This is a genomic window from Desulfovibrio sp. (assembly GCF_009712225.1).
GTDB lineage: Bacteria > Desulfobacterota > Desulfovibrionia > Desulfovibrionales > Desulfovibrionaceae > Desulfovibrio.
Genome location: NZ_WASP01000019.1, coordinates 13,975 through 35,426, shown reverse-complemented (window position 1 = coordinate 35,426; position 21,452 = coordinate 13,975). Strand labels below are relative to the sequence as shown.

Genomic DNA, 21,452 nt, shown 5'->3' with positions numbered 1-21,452 from the left:
GGCCTCCAGAACCGGTCTAGTGAGAATTGGGGAGGGGCTGCCCCTTGTCGTCGCTCTCCTGCGCTTTCTGCTTGAAGCGCGTACCCCAAAGGCGTCCCAGCCTGCGGGAGAGTTTTTCCATATAATAATAGTACACGGGCGTGATGTAGAGCGTTACCAGCTGCGAAAAACACAGCCCGCCCACAACGGCCAGCCCCAGAGCCCGGCGGGCGTCCGCGCCAGCGCCAATGCCCACGGCAATGGGCAGCGCGCCCATAAGCGCGGCCACCGTGGTCATCATGATGGGTCGAAAACGTACATGGCAGCCCTGCGTGATGGCATCGAGGGGGTCAAGGGCGGGATTGTTCTTCTGCGCTTCAAGGGCAAAGTCGAGCATCATGATGGCGTTCTTTTTTACGATGCCCAGCAACATGATAATGCCAACAAATCCGTATAGATCAAGCTCCATCCCAAACAGCCACAGTGTCGCCAGCGCGCCAAAACCGGCCGAGGGCAGGCCCGAAAGAATGGTGAATGGATGGATGAAACTTTCGTACAAAATGCCCAGCACCAGATAGATGACCACAATGGCCAGCACCAGCAGCCAGCCCATACCTTTGAGCGAGCTCTGGAAGGCCTGGGCCGTGCCCTGCGATTCTGCGGTGACGGTATCGGGCAACAACGGACGCGCCGCCGTCTCCACCGCTCCCACGCCCTGACTGAGCGAAACGCCGGGCCGCAGATTGTACGAGATTGTCACCGACGGGAACTGACCGTTGTGGTTGACCGCAATGGGGCCAACGCCGGTCGAAAGCTGGGCCAGGGTGTCCAGCGGCACAAGATCGCCGCTCTTGGACCGTACATACAGCCGCGAAAGGGCCGAACGGTCTTTCTGGAAGGGCTTTTGCAATTCCACAAAGACCGAATAGTCGTCCGTGGGCGCGTAGATGGTCGAAACCTCGCGCGAGCCAAAAGCCGATTGCAGGGCCAGTTCGATCTGCTGCGGGGTAACACCAAGGGCTGCCGCACGGTTGCGGTCGATGGTAACACGCAGTTCGGGATTTTTGAGCTGCAGATCGCTGTTCACGTCCTGCAATTCTGGCAGCTTGCGCAGGGCTCCTTCGATACGCTGGGCACTTTCAAACAGCTGCCCCATGTCCGGCCCGAACAGCGTGTACTGATACAGGGCCTTGGACGCACGGCCACCAATGCTGATGGTGGGTGGTACGCGCACAAAAACACGCATGGACGGCGAGGTATTGAGATCCTTGCGCAGCTTCTGGGCCACAGCTTCGATGCCTGGGCGCTTGTCGTGCTCTGCCAGCCGCATGAGCAGGATGCCGTTGTTCATGCTCTGGCTGCCGCCCACAATACCCACAATGGAATTGTAGGCCGCCACATAGGTGGATGACTCCAACGCGGGATCAAGGCTGTGCTGCGCGCGCACCATGCCCTCGAACGATACCCCCTGCTCAGCCTCTGTGCTGGCCTGCAACAGCCCCATGTCTTCTGTGGGCAAAAAGCCCTTGGGCACAACCATGCCCAGCCATACCGTCAGCCCAAGCAAGGCCAGCGAGGCAAAGAGCGTAGCGCGCCGATGGCGCAAAACCACATCGAGCGAGCGGGAATACCGGTCTGCCAGCCAGTCAAAACATCGCTCCAGGGCACCGTACAGCCCGGCCGTGGCAACCTTGTGCCCGGCCATGTTGTGCGCCTGAGCCTTGAGAAAGTACGCGCAGAGCATGGGGGTAAGCGTGAGCGAGACCACGCCCGAGCTGAGAATGGCGGCGATGATCACCACGGCAAATTCGCGGAACAGCCGCCCCACGATACCGCCCATAAACAGCACGGGAATAAATACCGCCGCCAACGATAATGTCATGGAAACAATGGTAAAGCCGATTTCCGCCGAGCCGTCAAAGGCGGCGGTTTGCGGGTCTTTGCCCATTTCCTGATGGCGCACGATGTTTTCAAGCATGACGATGGCATCGTCTACCACAAAGCCCACGGCCAGGGTGAGGGCCATGAGCGAAAGGTTGTCGAGGCTGTAATTGAGCACCGACATGATGGCGAATGTCGAAATGACCGACATGGGCAGGGCAAGACTGGGAATGATGGTAGCGGGCAGATTGCGCAGAAAGATGAAGATAACCAGCACCACCAGAAAGACCGTGAGCACCAGGGTAAATTTAACGTCCGCCACCGATTCGCGGATGGATTCTGACCGGTCGTAAAAAATCTCGACCCTGGCTGAAGGCGGCAGCTGTTTTTCCAGCGCTGGCAAAAGCGCGCGGATGGAATCCACCACCTGCACAGTGTTGGTTCCCGGCTGGCGCTCCACGGCCAGCATGATGCTGGGCGCGCCGCCGTTGCTCCATGTCAGCTGCTTGTCCTGCTTGAAGCTGTCCACCACTTCGCCCAGATCGCGCAGCCGCACGGGCGCGCCGTTGCGGTAGGCCACCACCGTATCACGAAAGGCCCTGGCGTTCATGAGCTGGCCCGACGACTTGATGGAATCGGCGTGGTGTGTGCCCTCCAGCGAACCAGTGGGCAGCATGCTGTTTGCGGCGGCCACGGCGTCGGCCACCTCGTCAATGCCAAGACCGCGCGTTGCCAGTTCGTCCGGGTTCAGCTGCACGCGCACGGCGTACTGCTTCTGCCCGTAGATAACCACCTGGGCCACGCCGTCCACCATGGAAAGCCGCTGTCCTATGAGCGTGTCCGCATACTCGTTGAGCACATAGAGCGGCAGCGTGGCCGACGAAATACGCAGTTGCAGGATGGGCAGGTCGGCGGGGTTAACCTTGCGGAAACTGGGCGGCACGGTCATGTTGGAAGGCAAACGACGCTGGGCAAGGCCAATGGCCGACTGCACGTCGAGGGCCGCCGCGTCTATGTTGCGGTCGAGAGCAAACTGTATGGTTATGCGCGTACGGCCAGTGGAACTGACCGAAGAAATGGAATCAATGCCCGCGATGGTGAAGAATTCCTTTTCCAGGGGCGTGGCAACAGACGAAGCCATGGTTTCCGGGTCGGCCCCGGCCAGTTCGGCCTGCACCTGAATAGTGGGAAAATCGACCGTGGGCAGCTGGTTGACCGGCAGGTTGCGGTAGCCCGCAATGCCAAAAAACAGCATGCCCAGCATGATCAGCACGGTGGCCACAGGTCTGCGGATAAAAAGCGCGGCAATGTTCATGCGGCTCCCTCTGGGGGTGCACGGTAGGCACGGTTTTCTTGCAACAGGCAGGCGCAGAACTTTCCGGATCAGCCAGAAATCCCGCGAACCAGCAATACCAATCCCAACAGGCAGCACACGCCGCCGATCAACGTACGCAGGGTGGCAGTGGGCGTGCGCCGGGCAAGGGCCACGCCAAGACCAAAGCCTGCGGTTTCTAGCAGGCACAGCGCGGGCAGCAGCTCAAAATCCACATGCCCGGCCTGAATGTTGCCCACAGTTCCAAACAGGGCTGTAACCACCTGATACGGCATGGCAAGGCCCACCGCAGTCATGGGTGAAACCCCGGCGGCGATCATCCAGGGGATGGAAAGCACGGGCCCGCCCGCGCCTGTCATGCCCGCCAGAAAAGCCGTGGCAGCGCCGATAATAAAAAATCCCGTACGACTCTGCCAGAATACGCTGCCCCCGGCCTTTGGGGGCCGCAAAACACACACACCCGCAAACAGTATGATGCTTGCCAGCAGTATCACCAGCGGGCTCGCGTTGATGTGCGCATTGATCATGGCACCCGGCAACGCGGCAAGCCCGCCCATCATGTAGGGCACGGCCTGTGACCAGTCCACATGCCCCAGACGGCGGTACATGTAGGTTCCCACCAGCGCGATTGGAAAAAACGAGGCCAGCGCGGTACCCATGGCTTCGTGCGGTTCAAGACCGCTCAGCAGGATCAGGGCCGGGGGGATCAGAATACCGCCCACGCCCGTAAGCCCTACCAGCAGCCCCACCAAAAGGCCTGTCACACACAATACTGATAACAGCATGGCATCCTCAGAATAAGGGAACCCGGGCCACCATTGCGCACACCCAGAGGGCCAGCCCCCCACACAAGGCGCTATAGCGCAAGAGTTCGCAAAGAGCCAGCAGACGCGCATGGTCCCAGGGGGCAGCCTCGCCCTGCTCCGGCCCCAGCCAGGGCTTGGGGGTAAGCGTGCCAAAATAGACGGATGGCCCGCCCATGCGTGCGCCGCACAGCCACGCGCAAGCGGTCATGGACCAGCCTGAATTGGGGCTGGGCATGCCCACGGCCTGCCGGGCCACAACGCCAAGACCGGGCCAGCGGCCCTGCCATTTGTTTTTTGGCAGCAATCTGGAGGGCAAAAATCGCAGGTTGGCCACACACCTGTCTGCAAGCCATGCCGCACAGGCAGACAGTCGGGCAGGAACATAGGCCAGTGCGTCGTCTCCGCGCGCCCCGGCCCAACCCAGCCAGCGCCACTTTTCGGTCACATAGCCCCACATGGAATCAGTGGTGCTCACAGCCTTGTAGCACCACATGGCCACGGGGCCACCCACCAGCAGCCAGAAAAACGGGGCAATAAAGGCATCCGTAAGATTTTCAGAAAGCGTGTCGGCCAGCGTTTTGCGCATGAGAGGGCGATCCATGCCTGAGGTATCGCGACTGACCAGCCACGAGAGCGCCTCCCGGGCTTCAGCTTCTTCATAATTTTCCACCCGGCGCAGCACCTCTCGCCCGGTGCGCAGCAGGCTGCCCATGGCAAGCCCGGCCCATGCCAGATACAGAGCCAGCAACCCGCCCAGCACCGGCAGGGAAACCAGCCCCCAGGCCGCAAGACCCGTTAGCCCCACAAGCGCGGCCAGCGCCACGGCCCCGGCAAAACGCCCGCGCACCCGCTCGGCCTCTGCCCCGCCAGCGCCCATAAAATTACGGGCGGGAGTCTCCAGTTTGTCCAGCAGTTTGCCCACGGCGCACACGGGGTGCCGCCACGGCAGGTCGGGGTCTCCCAGCCAGATGTCGAGAATCAGGGCCGCAGGGGCAAGCCACCAGCATTCCCATACGGAATAGGGAAACAGCTGCGCCAGGCTCACTTCCAGTCCTCCATCAGTCCCGTGCGGGCAAGGGCCATGTACAGCACTATGCCCGCCGAGGTGGAGAGATTCAGGCTGCGCACACGGCCTTCGATCATGGGAATGCGGATGCGGTGGGGCGAAAGATCCAGAATTTCCTGCGGCAGGCCGCGCGTTTCTGGCCCGAACACAAGGCAGTCGTCCGGCTCAAAGGCAAACTGGTGGGCCGGGGCGCTCACCTGCCCCTTCTTGGCCGAGGTAAGCACGAGCCGTGCGCCCTGCTGCCCCTCCGCCGCAAATGCGGCCCAGTCAGGCCACACACGCAGGCGCACGTTGGGCCAGTAATCCAGCCCGGCACGCTTGAGGTAGCGGTCCTCAAGCTTGAAGCCCAAGGGCTCGATGAGGTTGAGCGTGGTGTCGGTGGCGGCGCACAGACGGGCGATATTGCCCGTGTTCGGGGGAATTTCCGGCTCGAAGAGAACTATCTGCATGATGAATATGGGTAATAATGTGTTGTTAGGCTATTATACGTCGCGTTGTCAGGATAAAAAATTCTGGTTTGTCTTGTGCCCAAGAAGCATCCTCATGCCACTGCGGTTGATCAAACCATGACGCCTTTCTTCTTCAAGAATATTGTGAAGAAACAGGGGCGAATTCGCTTCATCCAGGGCAACAAATCCCATTTTGCCATAAAAGGCTGCATTCCAGGGCACATGGGTAAATGTTGTGAGGTAGAGGGCTGGCACATTGCGCACCCGCAAGGCTTCGGCAATCTGCCCAACCAGCGCTGTGCCGATACCTCTGCGCATGTGGCCGGGGTGTACATCCATCTGCGCCAACAGGGCTACATTTTCAACCATTTGCACAAAGGCATAGCCCACAGGGGAGCCTTCATGGGCAAGTGCCACCCAGAGCAAACCTTTGTGAACAGCCTCAAACAGTTTGTCCACGGGTGTAAAATCGGTACGAATATGATCGGGTATGGAACCAGAGGGGAAAATACCCGCAGCGGCCACTTCTATGGCCGCCAGCAAGGGGACATGGACTTCCGTACCCTGCGTTATGTTGTATCCGTGGAGAATTTTCATATCAGTCTGCTGCGCAAAGCAACGTGCTTTTCTGCAACAAGTGGTTGCAGTTTTGATAACTTTTGTTTTCCAGCAAAATTGTCATCCATCCATGCTTCCGTAAGCGGGTGCGGTGTGCGACGGATTTTTTCTTTCGACAAGGAAACTCCGGTTTTCATGCAGGGAGTGTACATTGCCGAAAGGGAAAAGACACTCCCGCCGCACCCGATCACGCCAGATTCATGAAAGCGGAGAGACCGGGGACAACCTGACAGACAACCCGAATATCGCGACTGCCGTATCCGGCATCATCAAGCGTGGCAAAGATGTCGGCCTCGGTCACTTCCACCCGCGAGCCGCTTTCACCCGCAGCCTCCAGCCGCTCCCGCAGCAGGTCACAGGCGCGCTGACGGGCCTCGTTGAGGCTGTACGACTTGCCGATGCGCTCGGTTATGTCCAGCGCGGGTACGGTCAGCACGCAGCGCCCGGTATCGGCGTAAAGTTCAAGCGCGTCGGTGGGAAGGGTGAGGGCCGCGCCCACGGCATTGGCAACATCGGCGTGCGGAGGCGTTTGCACCTCCATGTCCAGCACCTGCGACAGGCGCTTGGCCACACAGCAGGCAGGGCCGCCCACCAGCCAGGCATGGGTGGGACGTGCCTCGCGCAGGGCCTTGAGCCCCGCCAGCGTATAGATGGGCCGCGCGTTGACGCCCTCGGTCAAGGCCCGGGCAGCGGAGGCCACCTGCTGCAGTGCGTCATCCACCGCCAGTTGAGCCAGTTCAATGGCCGACAGACCATGCCGGGCTGCCAGCGCGGCAATCCCCCTGGCCGAAGCGGGCACATCGCCCGCCACGGCATCTGCCAGAGCGTCGGGAAGACCATCTGGCAGTGTATTTGGGCCGCCTGCGCTTGCTGCACAAGAATTGAGCACGTTCAGGGCATCCAGCAGGGTGGGCTGCGCACCGCCAAAAGCCATGGCCGGGCCTTCGCGCAGGGGGCCGACCCTTACAGGGCTGGCTGCGCCCGAAGCCGTATCCACCGCAAGCAGCGAATCGCCGCCAACGCCAATGGATACAGTGGCCAGCGCGCGCACAAGGGTACGCCGACCTTCAAGCAGCATACCGTCCCTGTCCACCACGGGCGAGCCATTCACAAAAAGAGCCATGTCGGTGGTGGTGCCGCCCATGTCGAGCAGCAGCGAGCAGCCCTGCCGCATGACGTCGCTGCAGTGGCACAGGGCCAGCACGCCCATGACACTGGCCGCAGGGCCGGAAAGAATGGACTGCACCGGCTCGCGGCGCGAAAGCTCCAGCGGCACGGCCCCGCCGTCTGCCTTGAGCAGACGCACCGAGGCGCGAATGCCCGCCGCGGCCAGAGCGGCCTCCACGGCATCCAGAAATTCACCGTGCAGGCGAGCCACCGCAGCGTTGAAATAGGCAGTTGCCAGACGTCGGGGGAAGTTGAGCCTGCCCGAAAGCCTGTGCCCTTCGGTAACGGGCATGTTCGGCACGGCATCGCGCACGGCATCGGCCATGGTTTGCTCATGCGCGGCATTGCGGGGCGAAAATTTGCCCACGCAGGCTACTGCGGCCACACCCTCGCGCTGCCAGCTGGCGGCAGCCTCGCGCAGGGCATCCGTACGCAGAGGGCTGACTTCAACACCCCGGTGGTCGAGCCCGCCGGGTACAACGCACACATGCCTGCCAAGAATAAACCGGCGAGGATCAAGCCCCGGCCCGGCAGAAACAGCCAGGCCTACGCGGTCTGCCCTGTTTTGCACCAGAGCATTGACGGCAAGGGTTGCGCCAAGGGTCACGCGTGTTATGCGGCCAAAATCACTTTGGGGCGCTGCCTTGGCCAGAGCGGCCAGAACCCCGCGCACAGACCGCGGCAAATCTTCGTGCCTCGTGCGCACCTTGGCGCAGCCCAGCAGGCGGGCAGCAGGCCCGGCCGGTGCAGCCACGCCTTCAGCCGTGGCGGGGCAGGCAAGCAGCACGGCATCGGTATGCGTACCTCCGGCATCTATGCCCAGCACATATGTTTCGCTCATAATTTCGGCCTCATAATGCTTGTTTGCAGCTCTGAACATACGGCATCGCCAGCCGCAGGGCCAGCCCTTTGTTTCCCGTCCGGCTGCCCGGCCTTGCCCATTTCGCGCCCCCACCCTGCCCCTTGCCGTCCCAGACCCGCGCAATTGCGGATATTCTTTTCGGCCACAAGCCCAACTGCTTGCCATATGCGGCCATTTTCAGTAGATTTTTGCTCTTGCGGCAACCACCGGGACTGCCCCTGTGGACCGCGTCTCATACAGCAGGCTACTGCGGAGGAAAGCCATGCCGAACACAAAGTTTATCTGGTTTGACGGAAAAATGCTCCCTTCTGAACAAGCACAGGTCCATGTGCTGACCCACGCCCTGCACTATGGCAGCGCCGTATTTGAAGGCATTCGCGCGTACGCCTGCGCCGATGGCACCTCAGCCGTTTTTCGCCTGGAAGACCACTGCAAGCGCCTAATTAACTCCGCTAAGATTATGCGCCTTGAAGTACCCTTTACGGCTGACCAGCTGGTAACCGCCTGTGTTGAGACCCTCAAGGCCAACGAACTGCCCGAAGGCTACGTGCGCCCCCTCTCTTTTGTGGGCCACGGCGAAATGGGCGTCTACCCCGGCAACAACCCGGTGCAGACCATCATCGCCGCCTGGGCCTGGGGCGCTTACCTTGGTGCAGAAGCTCTTGAAAAGGGCATTCGCGTCAAGACCAGCAGCTTTGCCCGCAGCCATGTAAATACCAGCATGTCCAAATCCAAGGCCGCCGGTAACTACATCAATTCCATCCTTGCCAAGGTGGAAGCCAAGGAAGACGGCTACGACGAAGCAGTGATGCTCGACACCAACGGCTACGTTTCCGAAGCCACGGGCGAGAACATCTTTATCGTGCGCAACGGCGTGATCAAAACCACTCCGTGGACGTCCATTCTGGGCGGCCTTACGCGTGATTCCGTCATGACCCTGGCTCGCGACCTTGGCTACACCGTGGAAGAACAGCAGTTCACCCGCGACGAATTCTATATCGCTGACGAAGCTTTCTTCACCGGCACCGCGGCTGAAATCACCCCCATCCGCGAACTTGATCACCGCCAGATCGGCGCTGGTCACGCTGGCCCGGTGACCAAGCACCTGCAGAAGGAATACTTTGCCATCGTACGCGGCGAAAATCCCAAGTACGAAGGCTGGCTGCACCGCTTTAGCGTTAAAAAGTAGGCGGCGGGCCGCACGGCCTGCCCAGTTCAGATAGTTTCTGTTCTGTTTGGGCAGTTCCGCACCATGTGGAACTGCCCAATTCAACCACCAGCCTGCTCTGCCGCAGCATACCAAGCGTATCGGCGGCAAATCAGACAAACCGCCTTTTCTGCGGGTTCGCCACGGCGTAATCCGGGACTGCCCGACAGCCCGTTGGTCATCTTTCAAAGGCAACGAGCGCCATGAAACATCTCTCTCTCGCCGCACGATACAGGCCGCAAAACTTCGCTCAGGTAGCAGGTCAGGACATGGTCAAGGCCGTCCTTTCTCGCGCTGCGGCCGAAGACAGGCCCGCCGCCGCCTATCTTTTGAGCGGCACGCGCGGCGTTGGCAAAACCACCATTGCGCGTATTTTTGCCAAGGCGCTCAACTGCCAGCACGCACCGGGGCCAGAACCCTGCAACCAGTGCGAGCAGTGCCGCAAGATCACCCAGGGCGTACACGTGGACGTGACGGAAATCGACGGCGCTTCCAACAACAGCGTCGAAGATGCCCGTTCGCTGCGCGAAACCATCGGCTACGCGCCCATGGAAGGCCGCTACAAGATTTTTATCATAGACGAAGCCCACATGCTCACCCGCAACGCCTTCAACGCCCTGCTGAAGACGCTGGAAGAGCCGCCGGAGCGCGTGGTATTCATCTTTGCCACCACAGAGGCACACAAGTTTCCCATCACCATTGTGAGCCGTTGCCAGCACTTTGTGTTCCGCCACCTGAGCGAAGAAGCCCTGTACGCACACCTTACAGCCGTGCTGCGCAAGGAAAACGCTGCCTTTGAAGAAGGCGCGGTGCGTCTTATCGCCCGCCGCGCCGCAGGCAGCGTGCGCGACAGCATGTCGCTGCTCGACCAGACCCTTGCCCTGGGTGGCGAGGAGCTGACCGTGGCCGCCACACGTCAGGTGCTGGGCCTTGCCGGGCAGGAACTGTTTGCCGAGCTGTTTGCAGCTCTGCACGGGCAGGACTGCGCCGCGGTGGCAAACCTATGCGCACAGATACTGCAACAGGGCGTGGACATTGGCTTTTTCATGCGCGAGCTGGCGGGCAACCTGCGCAACCTGTTTTTGCTGCGCCAAGGCGGGCAGGCCATTGTGCCCAGCCTGCGCCTGCCAGCGGACGAAGCCGCCATGTGGCAGGAGATTGCGCCCCGTTTTTCGGCCCCGCACCTGCACGCTGCATGGCAGATGACCCTTGACGCGCAGCGCGGCATAGTGCAAAGCCCCGAACCGGCGGCAGCACTTGAGCTTCTGCTGCTCAACCTTGCCCTGCTGCCGCAGCTGCTGCCCGTGGGGCAGGCCACGCCCGGCCCCGCCAGCCAGGGCGGTTCGCAAGGTGGTGGTTCGCAGGGTGCAGGCCAAGGAACCGCACCACAGCAGGGTCAGCCCGTGCCTCCCGCCGCCCAGCGGATGGAAGGGCACATGGAAGGCAACACGGGCATGCCCGCGTCCAGCGCGCAGCCGGTGCAGTCGCGCCCCAGAGATACCGCCACCGCGCAGCATGCCGCCAATGATGCGGATGATGCAGAATCAGACGAGCCTGACGCGGTCACGGCAAGCCCGACATCGGCAAATCCTGCACCGTCGCACCGGCCCTGGCGGGCTGCGACACAGAACGGGGGCGGCGCACAGCCTGCCGACCATGCCGGTCAATACGATTCTGGCTCCGCTTCCGCCGGGCAGGACACACCGGATACAGCCAGCTTTCGCCAGACCAGCCAGAACCGGGGCGAAACCGCAGTTGGCAGTAGCACTGGGGCAGGTTCTGCGGTAATAACTCCTGCGGCTCCTGCTGAGCGGCTCGCGCAACGGACCGAGCCAGCCCCCCAGATGCAGGCCGCCTGCAACTGGGCCGCCTTTTGCGATTTTTGCTCCAGCAGGCAGGAGGCCGGGCGCGACATGCCGCGCCAGCATCTGCTGCGAGGTATCAGCGCAACATGGAAGGACGGCGTTTTACGCCTGGCACCCAAGGCCGAAACCCAGATGTTTCAGCTTGAGCGCGGGCGCGAAGAACTGCTTGCCGCTCTGGCCGCATACGGCGCCGGGGCAACCCGGCTTGAAATTGTGGCCCCCCGCCCTTACCGGCCAGAGGCGGAACTGATTGACGAATTCAGCCAGAAGCCCGAGTTGCAGCACTGCCTCGAAGTGCTGAACGCGCGCATCAAGGGCTGCCGCCCGGTTGACCAGTAAGGCCTGCCTGCGGCACACAACACGGCACAACTTTCCGCGCTCGCCCGGCCCAGCCGCCGAAACCGGAAGCATGCAACATACGCAAGGAGAAACACATGCGGAACATGAATGACATTCTGCGCCAGGCGCAGGTTATGCAAAACAAGATCGCCAAACTTCAGCAGGACCTGGGCGAACACAGCTACGAGGCCAGCAGCGGCGGCGGCATGGTCAAGGCCGAGGTTTCTGGCAAGCAGGAACTGCGCAAGCTTGTCATCGACCCCAAGGCTCTCGAAGGCAACGATGTTGAAATGCTTCAGGATCTCATTCTGGCTGCCGTCAATGAAGCTGGCCGCATCGCCCGCGAGACCATGGAACGCGAGATGAGCGCCATTTCTGGCGGCATCAAGCTGCCCGGCCTTTTCTAAGACCATGCACGAAAGAATTCCCGAACCGCTCAAGGCCCTGGTAGAACAGCTTTCGCGTCTGCCGGGCCTTGGCCCCAAATCTGCAATGCGCGCAGCCATGGCCCTGCTCAAGTGGCCAGAAGCAGAAACCCGCAGATTGGGGCGCGGCATTCACGACCTGCGCGACAACCTGCACCTGTGCTCTCGCTGCGGCGGTCTTTCGTCCACCGACCCTTGCGCGGTCTGCTCCGATACAGAACGCGCCCGCGACACCCTGTGCCTGGTGACAGAGTGGGACAGCATGCTCACACTGGACGAGGGCGGCTTTTACCACGGCCAGTACATGATTCTGGGCGGTCTGCTTGCGCCGCTCGAGCGCATGGATTCCGACAGCCTCGACATGGACAGGCTTGTAAAACGCCTTGCCGAAGGCGAGGTGCACGAGCTGATTCTTGCGCTCGGTGCAACGCTTGAGGCTGAAAATACGGCCTCGTTCATTCGCCAGATGGTTCGCAGGCAGTTTCCTGCCGTGCGCGTGTCGCGCCTGGCCCAGGGCATTCCTCTGGGAGCCGAGGTCAAATATATGGATAAGGAAACCCTGCGCCAGTCGCTGCAATTCAGGCAGGACCTGGCTTAAATCCCCACTTCCCAATCCCCACTCCACCACTCGTATTTTTTCACCCAGCCATAAACATATCGGCAATTCTGCCGTAAGAAGGGCAACGCGGAATTGCTCAGGCGGCGCCACACTAGCGCTCACGGGTGATTTTTACGAGCCTGTGACTTGTGCACATTTGCACAAACCCCTTGTTTTTTCGCGCGCACACATGTAATATTGGGTAGCTAATACATGGTGTGTATTGCCAAAGGCAGATGTATAAAAAATACAGAGATGTCGTTGTGATATTTTCTGTAGATACTCTGTCATTGTGCGGCACAGCCAACTGACAGCGCGCAAGTGACTTGGTATTTTCCAGAAAAATCATGGGCGCAGGATGAGGTTGCATTTCATGAATATGACTTTGGCTTTCCGCATCATCTTTGTCTTCGTTGCAAGTCTTGTTGTTTCCTGTATTTCCATGTTTATCGGGTTTAATATAACCATCGGCAACGCCCTTACAGGCTCCGCAATGCTACAGGCCCTGCTTATCGGCGGCGGCATTACAGTTCTGGTGGCTGTAGCAGGCTCTTTCTACATCTGCAGCAGGCTCTGCCCCATACGCAAGATTGTGCAATATGTCCAAGCAGTGGCTGCAGGCGATGCCAAAGCAAAACTGGATATTGACCGCGCCGACTGCCTTGGTCACATGGCTCAGGCCGTGCGCGAAATGGTTACCAAGCTTGAGGGGCAAGCCCACTGGTACGAAAGCATACTTGACACTCTACCCCTCTCCATTTCCGTCACAGACAACGACATGGTGTGGACCTTCTGCAACAAGGTCGCTCTTACCAGCATGAGCAAGACGTGTCCGGAAGACGTGCTTGGCAAACACTGCTCGGAAAAGCAGGGCAACATCTGCAACACGCCCCAGTGCGGCATTGAACAGCTGCGCCAGGGCAACAAGCAGGTGATCAACCACATGCCCAACGGCAAAACCATGCAAATCATGCTCGATTTTCTTAAAGACCGCCACGGCAACACGGTTGGTCATGTAGAAATCGGCGAGGACATTACCCAGCGCATCGAGCTTGAAAAGAAAGCCAACGAGGCCGCCCACAAGGCCCGCATGGATACCGTAAACCAACTCGAAGGCGTGGTGGAAACCCTGCAGCATGCCGCCAACACCCTCGACACGTCGCTCAACGATGTGCGCGAAAAATCCGGCACGGTGGCCGACCGCATGGCCGAAACCGCCACTGCCATGGACGAAATGAATTCTACAGTGCTTGAAGTGGCCCACAATGCCGACGGTGCGGCCGAAGCGGCCACCTCGGTACAGGGGCACGCGCAAGAAGGCACGGGCATTGTGCTGCGCACCATCAAGAACATGCAGGATGTGCAGGAGCGGGCCTCTGGCCTCAAGGGCGAGATGGGCACGCTGGACAAGCAGGCCCGCGACATCGGCGCGGTGCTTACCCTTATCCGCGACATCGCCGACCAGACCAACCTGCTGGCCCTCAACGCCGCCATCGAAGCCGCACGGGCCGGTGATGCCGGACGCGGTTTTGCCGTAGTGGCCGACGAAGTGCGCAAACTGGCCGAAAAAACCATGAGCGCCACCAGCGAAGTTGAAAAAGCCATTGCCGCCATTCAGGAAGGCACCAACAAAAGCTCCACCACTGTTGACCATACGGTCAATTCCATTGAAGAAGTGGGCCGCATGGCGCAGGAATCGGGCCATTCGCTCGAGCTTATATCCAACCTTGCGGGTGATTCCAGCAGCCGGGTTTCGGCCATCGCCACTGCCGCCACCCAGCAGTCTGCCGCTTCAGAAGAAATCAATCGCAACATCGCCGAGGTCAACACGCTGAGCGCCCGCATCGCAGAGGCAACCAACGCTGCCGCGGGCCAGGTGCGCGATCTTGCGACTCAGGTCAATATTGTTACCAGCATTCTCGACGGCATACGCAAAAGCGATGTTCAGGCCGCCAGCTAGGCCACATGCCGCCCTGACACAGGGAATATCAAAACCGCCGGGAGCGATTCCGGCGGTTTTGGCGTTTATTTGGCAAAAAAGCCTGTCGTTCAGTGCGCAAACAACGGCATTAGCAAGTTTTTTGAATTTTTTTGCCCGACCGCTCTGGACGATGCGGGAGAAGGACTTACATATTGTTCGCACCTGACCAAAGGTGCTGATTTTTCCGCGCACGCCGCCGATTGCGGCCCCCCTGAGGTCTCTCGGAGGTAGCAGCGCGAAGCCAGAAAGAAGTTTTCCTGAGGAGGATTCAGATATGTCCAAGATCATAGGCATCGACCTGGGTACTACCAACTCCTGCGTCTACGTCATGGAGGGCAAGGACCCCAAATGCATCACCAATCCTGAAGGCGGCCGCACCACTCCTTCAGTGGTAGCCTTTACAGATAAGGAACGTCTGGTTGGCGACATCGCCAAGCGCCAGGCAGTTACCAACCCCAAGCGCACCGTTTTCGCCATCAAGCGACTCATGGGCCGCAAGTTTGACAGCCCCGAAGTTGGCCGCTGGAAAGAGCATTCGCCCTACGCCATCGTAAAGGCTGCCAATGAAGACGCCGGTGTGGAAGTTGACGGCCGCACCTACAGCGCGCCCGAAGTTTCGGCCATGATTCTGGCCAAGCTGAAGGCCGACGCTGAAGCCTACCTTGGCGAAACCGTTACCGAAGCGGTCATCACAGTGCCCGCTTACTTTAATGACGCCCAGCGTCAGGCCACCAAGGACGCGGGCCGTATTGCCGGCCTTGACGTCAAGCGTATCATCAACGAACCCACCGCGGCTTCGCTGGCCTACGGTGCGGACAAAAAAGCCAACGAAAAGATCGCCGTGTTCGACCTCGGCGGCGGCACGTTCGATATCTCCATTCTTGAAGTGGGCGATAACGTTGTTGAAGTGCGCGCCACCAACGGCGATACCTTCCTCGGTGGCGAAGATTTTGACCAGCGCGTGATCAACTTCCTTGTGGAAGAATTCAAGCGCGACAACGGCATTGACCTTTCCAAGGACAGCATGGCCCTGCAGCGCCTGAAAGAAGCCGCTGAAAAGGCCAAGAAAGACCTTTCCACCTCCATGGAGGCCGAGGTCAACCTGCCCTTTATCACTGCCGACCAGAACGGCCCCAAGCACATGCTCATCAAGATTGGCCGCGCCAAGCTTGAATCGCTGGTCAGCGACCTTGTTGACCGCACCATCGAGCCCTGCAAAAAGGCCCTGGCCGATGCTGGCATGAGCGCCTCGCAGATTGACGAAGTCATTCTCGTGGGCGGCATGACCCGCATGCCCCTGGTGCAGGCCGTTGTGGGCAAGTTCTTTGGCAAGGAACCCAACCGTTCGGTGAACCCCGACGAAGTTGTGGCTATGGGCGCTGCCATTCAGGGCGGCATCCTCACCGGCGACGTCAAGGACGTGCTGCTGCTCGACGTGACCCCGCTCTCCCTTGGTATCGAAACCATGGGCGGCGTGTTTACCAAACTGATTGACCGCAACACCACCATCCCCACGCGTAAAAGCCAGGTGTTCACCACGGCCTCTGACAATCAGCCCTCGGTGTCCATCCACGTGCTTCAGGGTGAGCGCCCCATGGCTCCCGACAATATGACGCTGGCCCGCTTTGACCTGGCTGGCATTCCCCCGGCGCCCCGCGGCGTGCCGCAGATCGAGGTGTCTTTCGACATCGACGCCAACGGCATCGTAAACGTGTCCGCCAAGGACATGGGCACCGGCAAGGAACAGTCCATCAAGATCACGGCTTCTTCCGGCCTGTCGGAAGACGACATCCAGCGCCTTGTGCGCGAGGCTGAAACCCATGCCTCGGACGACAAGAAAAAGCAGGAAGTGATCGAAGCCCGCAACCATGCCGACAGCCTGATCTACGGCACGGAAAAGTCGCTGACCGACCTGGGCGACAAGGCCGACGCCGCTCTCAAGAGCGACATCGAAGGCAAAATCACAGCCCTGCGCAAGCTGATGGAAGGTGAAGACGCGGCTGCCATCAAGGCTGCCACCGAAGACCTGGCCAAGACCTCACACAAGCTGGCCGAGCAGCTCTACCAGCAGCAGGCCCAGCAGGCTGGCGGACAGCCCGGCGCAGATGCCGGTGCCGCTGGCGCAGGCCATCAGCAGAACCACGCCGGCGACGACGTGGTGGACGCAGACTACACTGAAGTGAAGAAATAAGAGCTGGAGCAGCTCGGCGGCACCAGCCCCGAACTTGCAACCACGCCTCCCCTGTACTAAAAAGGTCTGGTTCACCGAACCAGACCTTTTTTTGCGGCCCGCGCACGGCGGGCCCGCCGGTACTACAAACAGGATACCGCCATGACCATACGCCGCTCATTCGCCGTGCTGGCACGCAATATTTCGCTGCTGGCACTCCTTGGCTGCCTTGCCGCGTGTCAGATGCCTTTTGGCATGGGGCAGAGAGCCCCCGAGCCAAAACCCCAGCCCGTAGCGCCCGCGCCCGCCGTAGGCCCCTGCGTGGTGCTTGCCCTGCCTTCTTCCGGCCAGTATGCGGCCATCGCTGGCAAGGTGCGCCACGGTGCGCAGATGGCCCAGCACGAGCTGGCCTCAAACGGCATCAAGCTGCGCGTGGAAACCATCAATACCGAAGCTCCCGACTGGCTGCAGCGTCTTGACGCCCTGCCCCAGTCCTGCGCTGTTGTGGGCGGCCCGCTTCAGGCCCGCAACTACGCCCAGGCCCGCGAGCACGGCGCTCTGGAAAAAAGGGCTTTCTTCACCTTTGTGCCTTCTCTTGAGCAGGGCGACGAAGGCGCGCGGGCATGGCGCTTTTTCCCCAGCCCGCAAGACCAGATTGATACCCTCATCGGTTTTGCCACCACGGGCCTGAACATCCGCACCTACGGCGCGTTCTATCCCACCGACGCCTACGGCGTACGCATGACCGGCCTCATGGAACAGAGCCTTGCCAGCCAGAACATGCTGCTGCAAAAGGCCTCGTACAATCCCGCCGAGCCCGCTTCGTGGAGCGATGCGGTTGCGCCCCTCATCAGGGCTCAAACGCCTCAGGGTAGCAAAACCCCTGTGCCGCAAACTTCCTTTGAGGCGCTCTTTTTGCCCGACTCGTGGAAAAGCATGGAAATGCTGACCACAAGCCTGCTGTACAACGGCGAGGATCGTCTGGTGCTGCTGGGTACAACCCTGTGGGAACAGAGCCTCTCTGGCAAGACCGTGACCAACGCCGACAAATACACGCTGGCGGTGTTTCCCGGTGCATGGAACCAGCCGCAGGCCCCCCGGGCGCTTCAGGTTCCCGGCACAGACTTCTGGAATGCCCTGGGCTACGACTTTGTGCGCTTCGCTGCCTCCATGGGGCTTGATTCGCGCCTGACCACGCCGCAAATCACCGCCCGCGCCCAGCGCGCCTCCAAGATGATCTGGGGCATGGCCCCCATTTCGTGGGACAATGCCGGTGTTGCGCACCAAAAGCTCTTTTTGTTTGGCGTGACGGCCAACGGCATGACGCCTGTTGATGCCGAAGCCTTCCAGCAGGCGCGCGCACGCGTGCTGCAACAGGCCGCGCTGCGCATGCAGGGTCTACCGCCCGTGGACGCCACCGGCGCTCCCCTTACGGCTCCGGCCGCAGGGGCGGAAGCAACCCCGGCCATGCAGGCTGGCCAGCCCCAGCCCAGCGCGCCCATCATGAGCAACACGCCCCGCCCCTCGTACAAACTCAGCCTGCCCGCTGCGCGCTGACCGCGCCCGCAGGCATTGCCTTAAAAGGATTGCACATGGCCGACAACAAAACCATCAACCTCGAGGAAGTGAGCCACATGGCCTCGCTTTCGCGGTTGAGTGTAAGTGAAGAAGAGCAGGCCCTGTTTGCCCGTCAGATGGGTGACATTCTGGCATATATGGACGTGCTTGCACGGGTGGACACCAGCGATGTTGAACCGCTGTACAGCCCGGCCCAGCACCCCGGCCCCCAGCGCGAAGACGTATCGGCCCGCAGGCGTGAGCGCAGCGAAGTGCTTGCCAATGCGCCCGAAGCCGACGGCGAGTACTTTATCGTACCCCGCATAGTCTAGCCTGGCCCGGGCTGGCTATCCCGCGCCGCTCAGCGGCAGGGCTGCCACCCGCACATGCACGCACAGCACAGGGCGGCACAGCCGCAGTGCAGAACATATTTGAGAACACCATGACCGACATTTGTTCCCTCTCGCTTACACAAGCGGCCCAGGCCTTGCAAAAAAAGGAATTGAGCGCCCATGAAGCCGTGACGGCCTGCCTTGCGCGCATGGATGCCACCGAGCCAGGCATTGCCGCCATGCTCACCGTGGACAAGGAAGGAGCGCTTGCCGCTGCCACCGCGCTGGACAAGCAGGGCCCTGATCCGGCCAAACCCCTGTGGGGCGTACCGGTTACGGTCAAGGACGCGCTGTCCACCAAGGGGCTGCGCACCACGGCCGGTTCGCGTATTCTCGAAAACTACACTCCCTTTTATGATGCCTATGCCGTGCAGCAGTTGCGCGAGGCAGGGGCTGTCATTCTTGGCAAAAACAACATGGACGAGTTTGCCATGGGCTCCACCACGGAAAACTCATCCTATCAGACCACGCGCAACCCCCGTGATACCAGCAAGGTTCCCGGCGGCTCCAGTGGCGGTTCTGCCGCTTCGGTCACGGCCGGTCAGTGCTTTGCCTCGCTTGGCACAGACACGGGCGGCTCCATTCGCCAGCCCGCATCGCTCTGCGGCTGCGTTGGCCTCAAGCCTACTTACGGGCGCGTTTCACGCTACGGTGTCATTGCCTATGGTTCGTCGCTCGATCAGGTGGGCCCGCTGACCCGCTCGGTGGAAGACTGCGCCCGTGTGCTCGGCGTGATCGCCGGTCATGACCAGCGCGACGGCACGTGCGCCCCGCGCCCTGTGGAGGACTACGTTACCGCTCTGGGCGGCAAGGGTCTTAAGGGTGCGCGGCTGGGCATACCCAAGGAGTTCTTTGGCGAGGGCCTTGCCCCCGAAGTTCGCGCCGTATGCGACAAAGCCATGGGCATTGCCCAGGCCCAGGGCGCGGAACTGGTGGAAGTGAGCCTGCCGCACACCGATGCGGCCATTGCCACCTACTATATCATCGCCATGGCCGAGGCCAGCTCCAACCTTGCACGCTTTGACGGCGTACGCTATGGCCGCCGCGCCACCGACATCAAGAACCTTGAAGACCTCTACGTGCGTTCCCGCACCGAGGGATTCGGACAGGAAGTGAAGCGCCGCATCATGCTTGGTGCCTATGTGCTTTCATCCGGCTATTACGATGCCTATTATCGCAAGGCCGCGCAGGTGCGCCGCCTTATCCGCGACGAGTATCTTGCTGCGCTCGACAAGTGCGATGCGCTGTGGGCACCGGTTTCGCCTGTCACCGCGTGGAACGTGGGCAGCCTGACCGCCGACCCGCTGCAGATGTATCTAATGGATGCCTACACGCTTTCGCTCAATCTGGCTGGGCTGCCCGGCCTTTCCATGCCTGTGGGGCTCGGCGCGGAAAGTGGCATGCCCGTGGGCATGCAGCTGTTTGGCAAGGCTTTCGCCGAGGGTGAGCTGCTTTCACTTGGCTATGCCCTTGAGCAGGCTCTGCCGGGGGTTGGAGCGCCAGCGCTGTAGAACTGTTTTGCTAAATTGATACATGGGGAGCAGGCCGAAAGGCTTGCTCCCTTTTTTGCTGGATTTTATGCCCTTAGGACACGGCGTTTTGCCTTCCGGCGACGGGGAGACGCCTGTACGGCGCGAGACAATGGGAGGCGGTGAACGAATTCGCGAAATACGCATTTTCTGGCCTGACAACGAAAAGCCCCGTTTTTAAGCGCAACGTACTCAGGTACGTGAGCATTAAAAACAGGGCCATGACATCATCAGGTCTAAAAAGACAGGCTGCGAAATCAGTCTGGCAGGCACTGCCCACCACTAATCCAAAGCGTGCCCAAACATCTTATTCCAGAATATAGCGCATGGGATCGACCGGCACGCCGTTGAGGCGCACTTCGTAGTGCAGATGCGGCCCGGTGGTGCGCCCGCTCATGCCCACATACCCCACGATCTCGCCGCGCTTGACCCACTGGCCTTCCTGCACGGCGCACCGCTGCATATGCCCGTATTTGGTGACAATGCCGCTGCCGTGGTTGATCTCGACACTGAAGCCATACGCGCCGTCGCGCCCCGAAAGGGTCACGATGCCCTGAGCGGGCACAATGATGGGCGTGCCGATGCGGTTGGTAATGTCGAGCCCCTTGTGGAACTGCCCCCGGCCCCCAAACGGCCCGGAACGCCAGCCAAAGCTGGACGAAACAAAACCCACCACCGGCCAGATTGTCGGCATGGAGGAAAGAGCATCGCGATTTTCGCGCAGGGCCAGCAGCAGATCCTGCTGGCGCACTTCTTCGAGCTTTACGGATTCGGAAAGCCGGGTGAGAAATTCAAGCATCTTGCGGGCGGCAAGCTCCTGCCGGTGCAGCGGCAGATAGGTGCGCGAAAAGTCTCCTGGTTTATCACCGGCAGCGCCAGTTTCGGCGGGATCCTTTTCCATGTTCATCATGATGCGCAGCTTGGAGTCGAAACTCTGCACCCGCTCAAGATCGCGGCCCACAACAGATATGCGTTCAACCAGATTCACCAGCTGACGACGCTGCTCTTCAATGGTTTTATCCGCATTGCGCAGGTCGTCGCCCAGATGGCGGGTTTCAAGCCAGTTGCGCACCAGCCACACGTTGCAGGCCACAAGAGCCAGCACAAGCAGACACGCAATGATGCCGAACCAGCCGCGCATGCGCACATTGCGGCTGCCGCTACGACCTTCGGTGAAGATGACTATGTGATATTTGCCGAACAGCATTGAGCGAGTACTTTAGGGCCG

At 60.7% G+C, this 21,452-nt stretch carries 17 protein-coding genes; 9 read left to right on the top strand and 8 right to left on the bottom strand.

Annotated features, from left to right (window positions below; all coding sequences use genetic code 11):
• Positions 1-16: 16 nt before the first annotated feature.
• From F8N36_RS15720 to F8N36_RS15690, 7 genes are all read right to left on the bottom strand, one after another.
• The gene (locus F8N36_RS15720; RefSeq protein ID WP_291333963.1) at positions 17-3,175 is read right to left on the bottom strand and encodes an efflux RND transporter permease subunit; all 3,159 of its coding nucleotides are present in this window, start codon (positions 3,173-3,175) and stop codon (positions 17-19) included.
• A 68-nt stretch (positions 3,176-3,243) separates the two neighbouring features.
• Positions 3,244-3,957 carry a sulfite exporter TauE/SafE family protein gene (locus tag F8N36_RS15715; RefSeq protein WP_291333961.1) on the bottom strand — a complete coding sequence of 238 codons (714 nt, stop codon included), beginning with the start codon at positions 3,955-3,957 and terminating at the stop codon, positions 3,244-3,246.
• Positions 3,958-3,985: 28 nt separating this feature from the next.
• Complete coding sequence (locus F8N36_RS15710; RefSeq protein ID WP_291333959.1) at positions 3,986-5,044, bottom strand: CobD/CbiB family cobalamin biosynthesis protein; 1,059 nt, start codon at positions 5,042-5,044, stop codon at positions 3,986-3,988.
• Positions 5,041-5,514: a tRNA (cytidine(34)-2'-O)-methyltransferase gene (locus tag F8N36_RS15705; protein WP_291333958.1), complete on the bottom strand. Its 474-nt coding sequence runs from the start codon at positions 5,512-5,514 to the stop codon at positions 5,041-5,043. The genes F8N36_RS15710 and F8N36_RS15705 overlap by 4 nt, the downstream gene beginning before the upstream one ends.
• Before the next feature lie 48 nt (positions 5,515-5,562).
• A complete protein-coding gene (locus F8N36_RS15700) occupies positions 5,563-6,111 on the bottom strand; it encodes a GNAT family N-acetyltransferase (protein ID WP_291333957.1) in 549 nt (182 codons plus the stop codon).
• Positions 6,108-6,269 (bottom strand): hypothetical protein, encoded by a 162-nt coding sequence (locus F8N36_RS15695; protein ID WP_291333956.1) that lies wholly within the window; start codon positions 6,267-6,269, stop codon positions 6,108-6,110. Before F8N36_RS15695 ends, F8N36_RS15700 begins: the two co-directional genes overlap by 4 nt.
• Positions 6,270-6,319: 50 nt before the next feature.
• The gene (locus F8N36_RS15690) at positions 6,320-8,140 is read right to left on the bottom strand and encodes a hydantoinase/oxoprolinase family protein (RefSeq protein WP_291333955.1); all 1,821 of its coding nucleotides are present in this window, start codon (positions 8,138-8,140) and stop codon (positions 6,320-6,322) included.
• Between the two features lie 283 nt (positions 8,141-8,423).
• On the opposite strand from F8N36_RS15690, the gene F8N36_RS15685 reads away from it, so the two are divergent.
• From F8N36_RS15685 to gatA, 9 genes are all read left to right on the top strand, one after another.
• The gene (locus F8N36_RS15685) at positions 8,424-9,350 is read left to right on the top strand and encodes a branched-chain amino acid transaminase (RefSeq protein WP_291333953.1); all 927 of its coding nucleotides are present in this window, start codon (positions 8,424-8,426) and stop codon (positions 9,348-9,350) included.
• A gap of 221 nt (positions 9,351-9,571) precedes the next feature.
• On the top strand, positions 9,572-11,572 hold the full coding sequence (gene dnaX, locus F8N36_RS15680) for a DNA polymerase III subunit gamma/tau (RefSeq protein ID WP_291333951.1): 2,001 nt from the start codon (positions 9,572-9,574) through the stop codon (positions 11,570-11,572).
• Between the two features lie 95 nt (positions 11,573-11,667).
• Positions 11,668-11,979 carry a YbaB/EbfC family nucleoid-associated protein gene (locus F8N36_RS15675; protein ID WP_136400558.1) on the top strand — a complete coding sequence of 104 codons (312 nt, stop codon included), beginning with the start codon at positions 11,668-11,670 and terminating at the stop codon, positions 11,977-11,979.
• A 4-nt stretch (positions 11,980-11,983) separates the two neighbouring features.
• Positions 11,984-12,595 carry a recombination mediator RecR gene (gene recR, locus F8N36_RS15670; RefSeq protein WP_291333948.1) on the top strand — a complete coding sequence of 204 codons (612 nt, stop codon included), beginning with the start codon at positions 11,984-11,986 and terminating at the stop codon, positions 12,593-12,595.
• Between the two features lie 373 nt (positions 12,596-12,968).
• Complete coding sequence (locus tag F8N36_RS15665) at positions 12,969-14,555, top strand: methyl-accepting chemotaxis protein (RefSeq protein WP_291333946.1); 1,587 nt, start codon at positions 12,969-12,971, stop codon at positions 14,553-14,555.
• 295 nt (positions 14,556-14,850) lie between these two features.
• Positions 14,851-16,767, top strand: coding sequence for a molecular chaperone DnaK (gene dnaK / locus F8N36_RS15660; protein WP_291333944.1), 1,917 nt, complete (start codon positions 14,851-14,853; stop codon positions 16,765-16,767).
• Positions 16,768-16,908: 141 nt separating this feature from the next.
• Positions 16,909-18,303 carry a hypothetical protein gene (locus tag F8N36_RS15655; RefSeq protein WP_291333943.1) on the top strand — a complete coding sequence of 465 codons (1,395 nt, stop codon included), beginning with the start codon at positions 16,909-16,911 and terminating at the stop codon, positions 18,301-18,303.
• 35 nt (positions 18,304-18,338) lie between these two features.
• The gene (gene gatC / locus F8N36_RS15650; protein ID WP_291333942.1) at positions 18,339-18,635 is read left to right on the top strand and encodes an Asp-tRNA(Asn)/Glu-tRNA(Gln) amidotransferase subunit GatC; all 297 of its coding nucleotides are present in this window, start codon (positions 18,339-18,341) and stop codon (positions 18,633-18,635) included.
• Between the two features lie 110 nt (positions 18,636-18,745).
• Entirely contained in the window at positions 18,746-20,206 is a 1,461-nt protein-coding gene (gatA, locus tag F8N36_RS15645; RefSeq protein ID WP_291333940.1) for an Asp-tRNA(Asn)/Glu-tRNA(Gln) amidotransferase subunit GatA, read from the top strand.
• 325 nt (positions 20,207-20,531) lie between these two features.
• On the opposite strand, the gene F8N36_RS15640 is transcribed toward gatA, so the two are convergent.
• The gene (locus tag F8N36_RS15640; protein ID WP_291333938.1) at positions 20,532-21,431 is read right to left on the bottom strand and encodes a M23 family metallopeptidase; all 900 of its coding nucleotides are present in this window, start codon (positions 21,429-21,431) and stop codon (positions 20,532-20,534) included.
• Positions 21,432-21,452 lie beyond the last annotated feature (21 nt).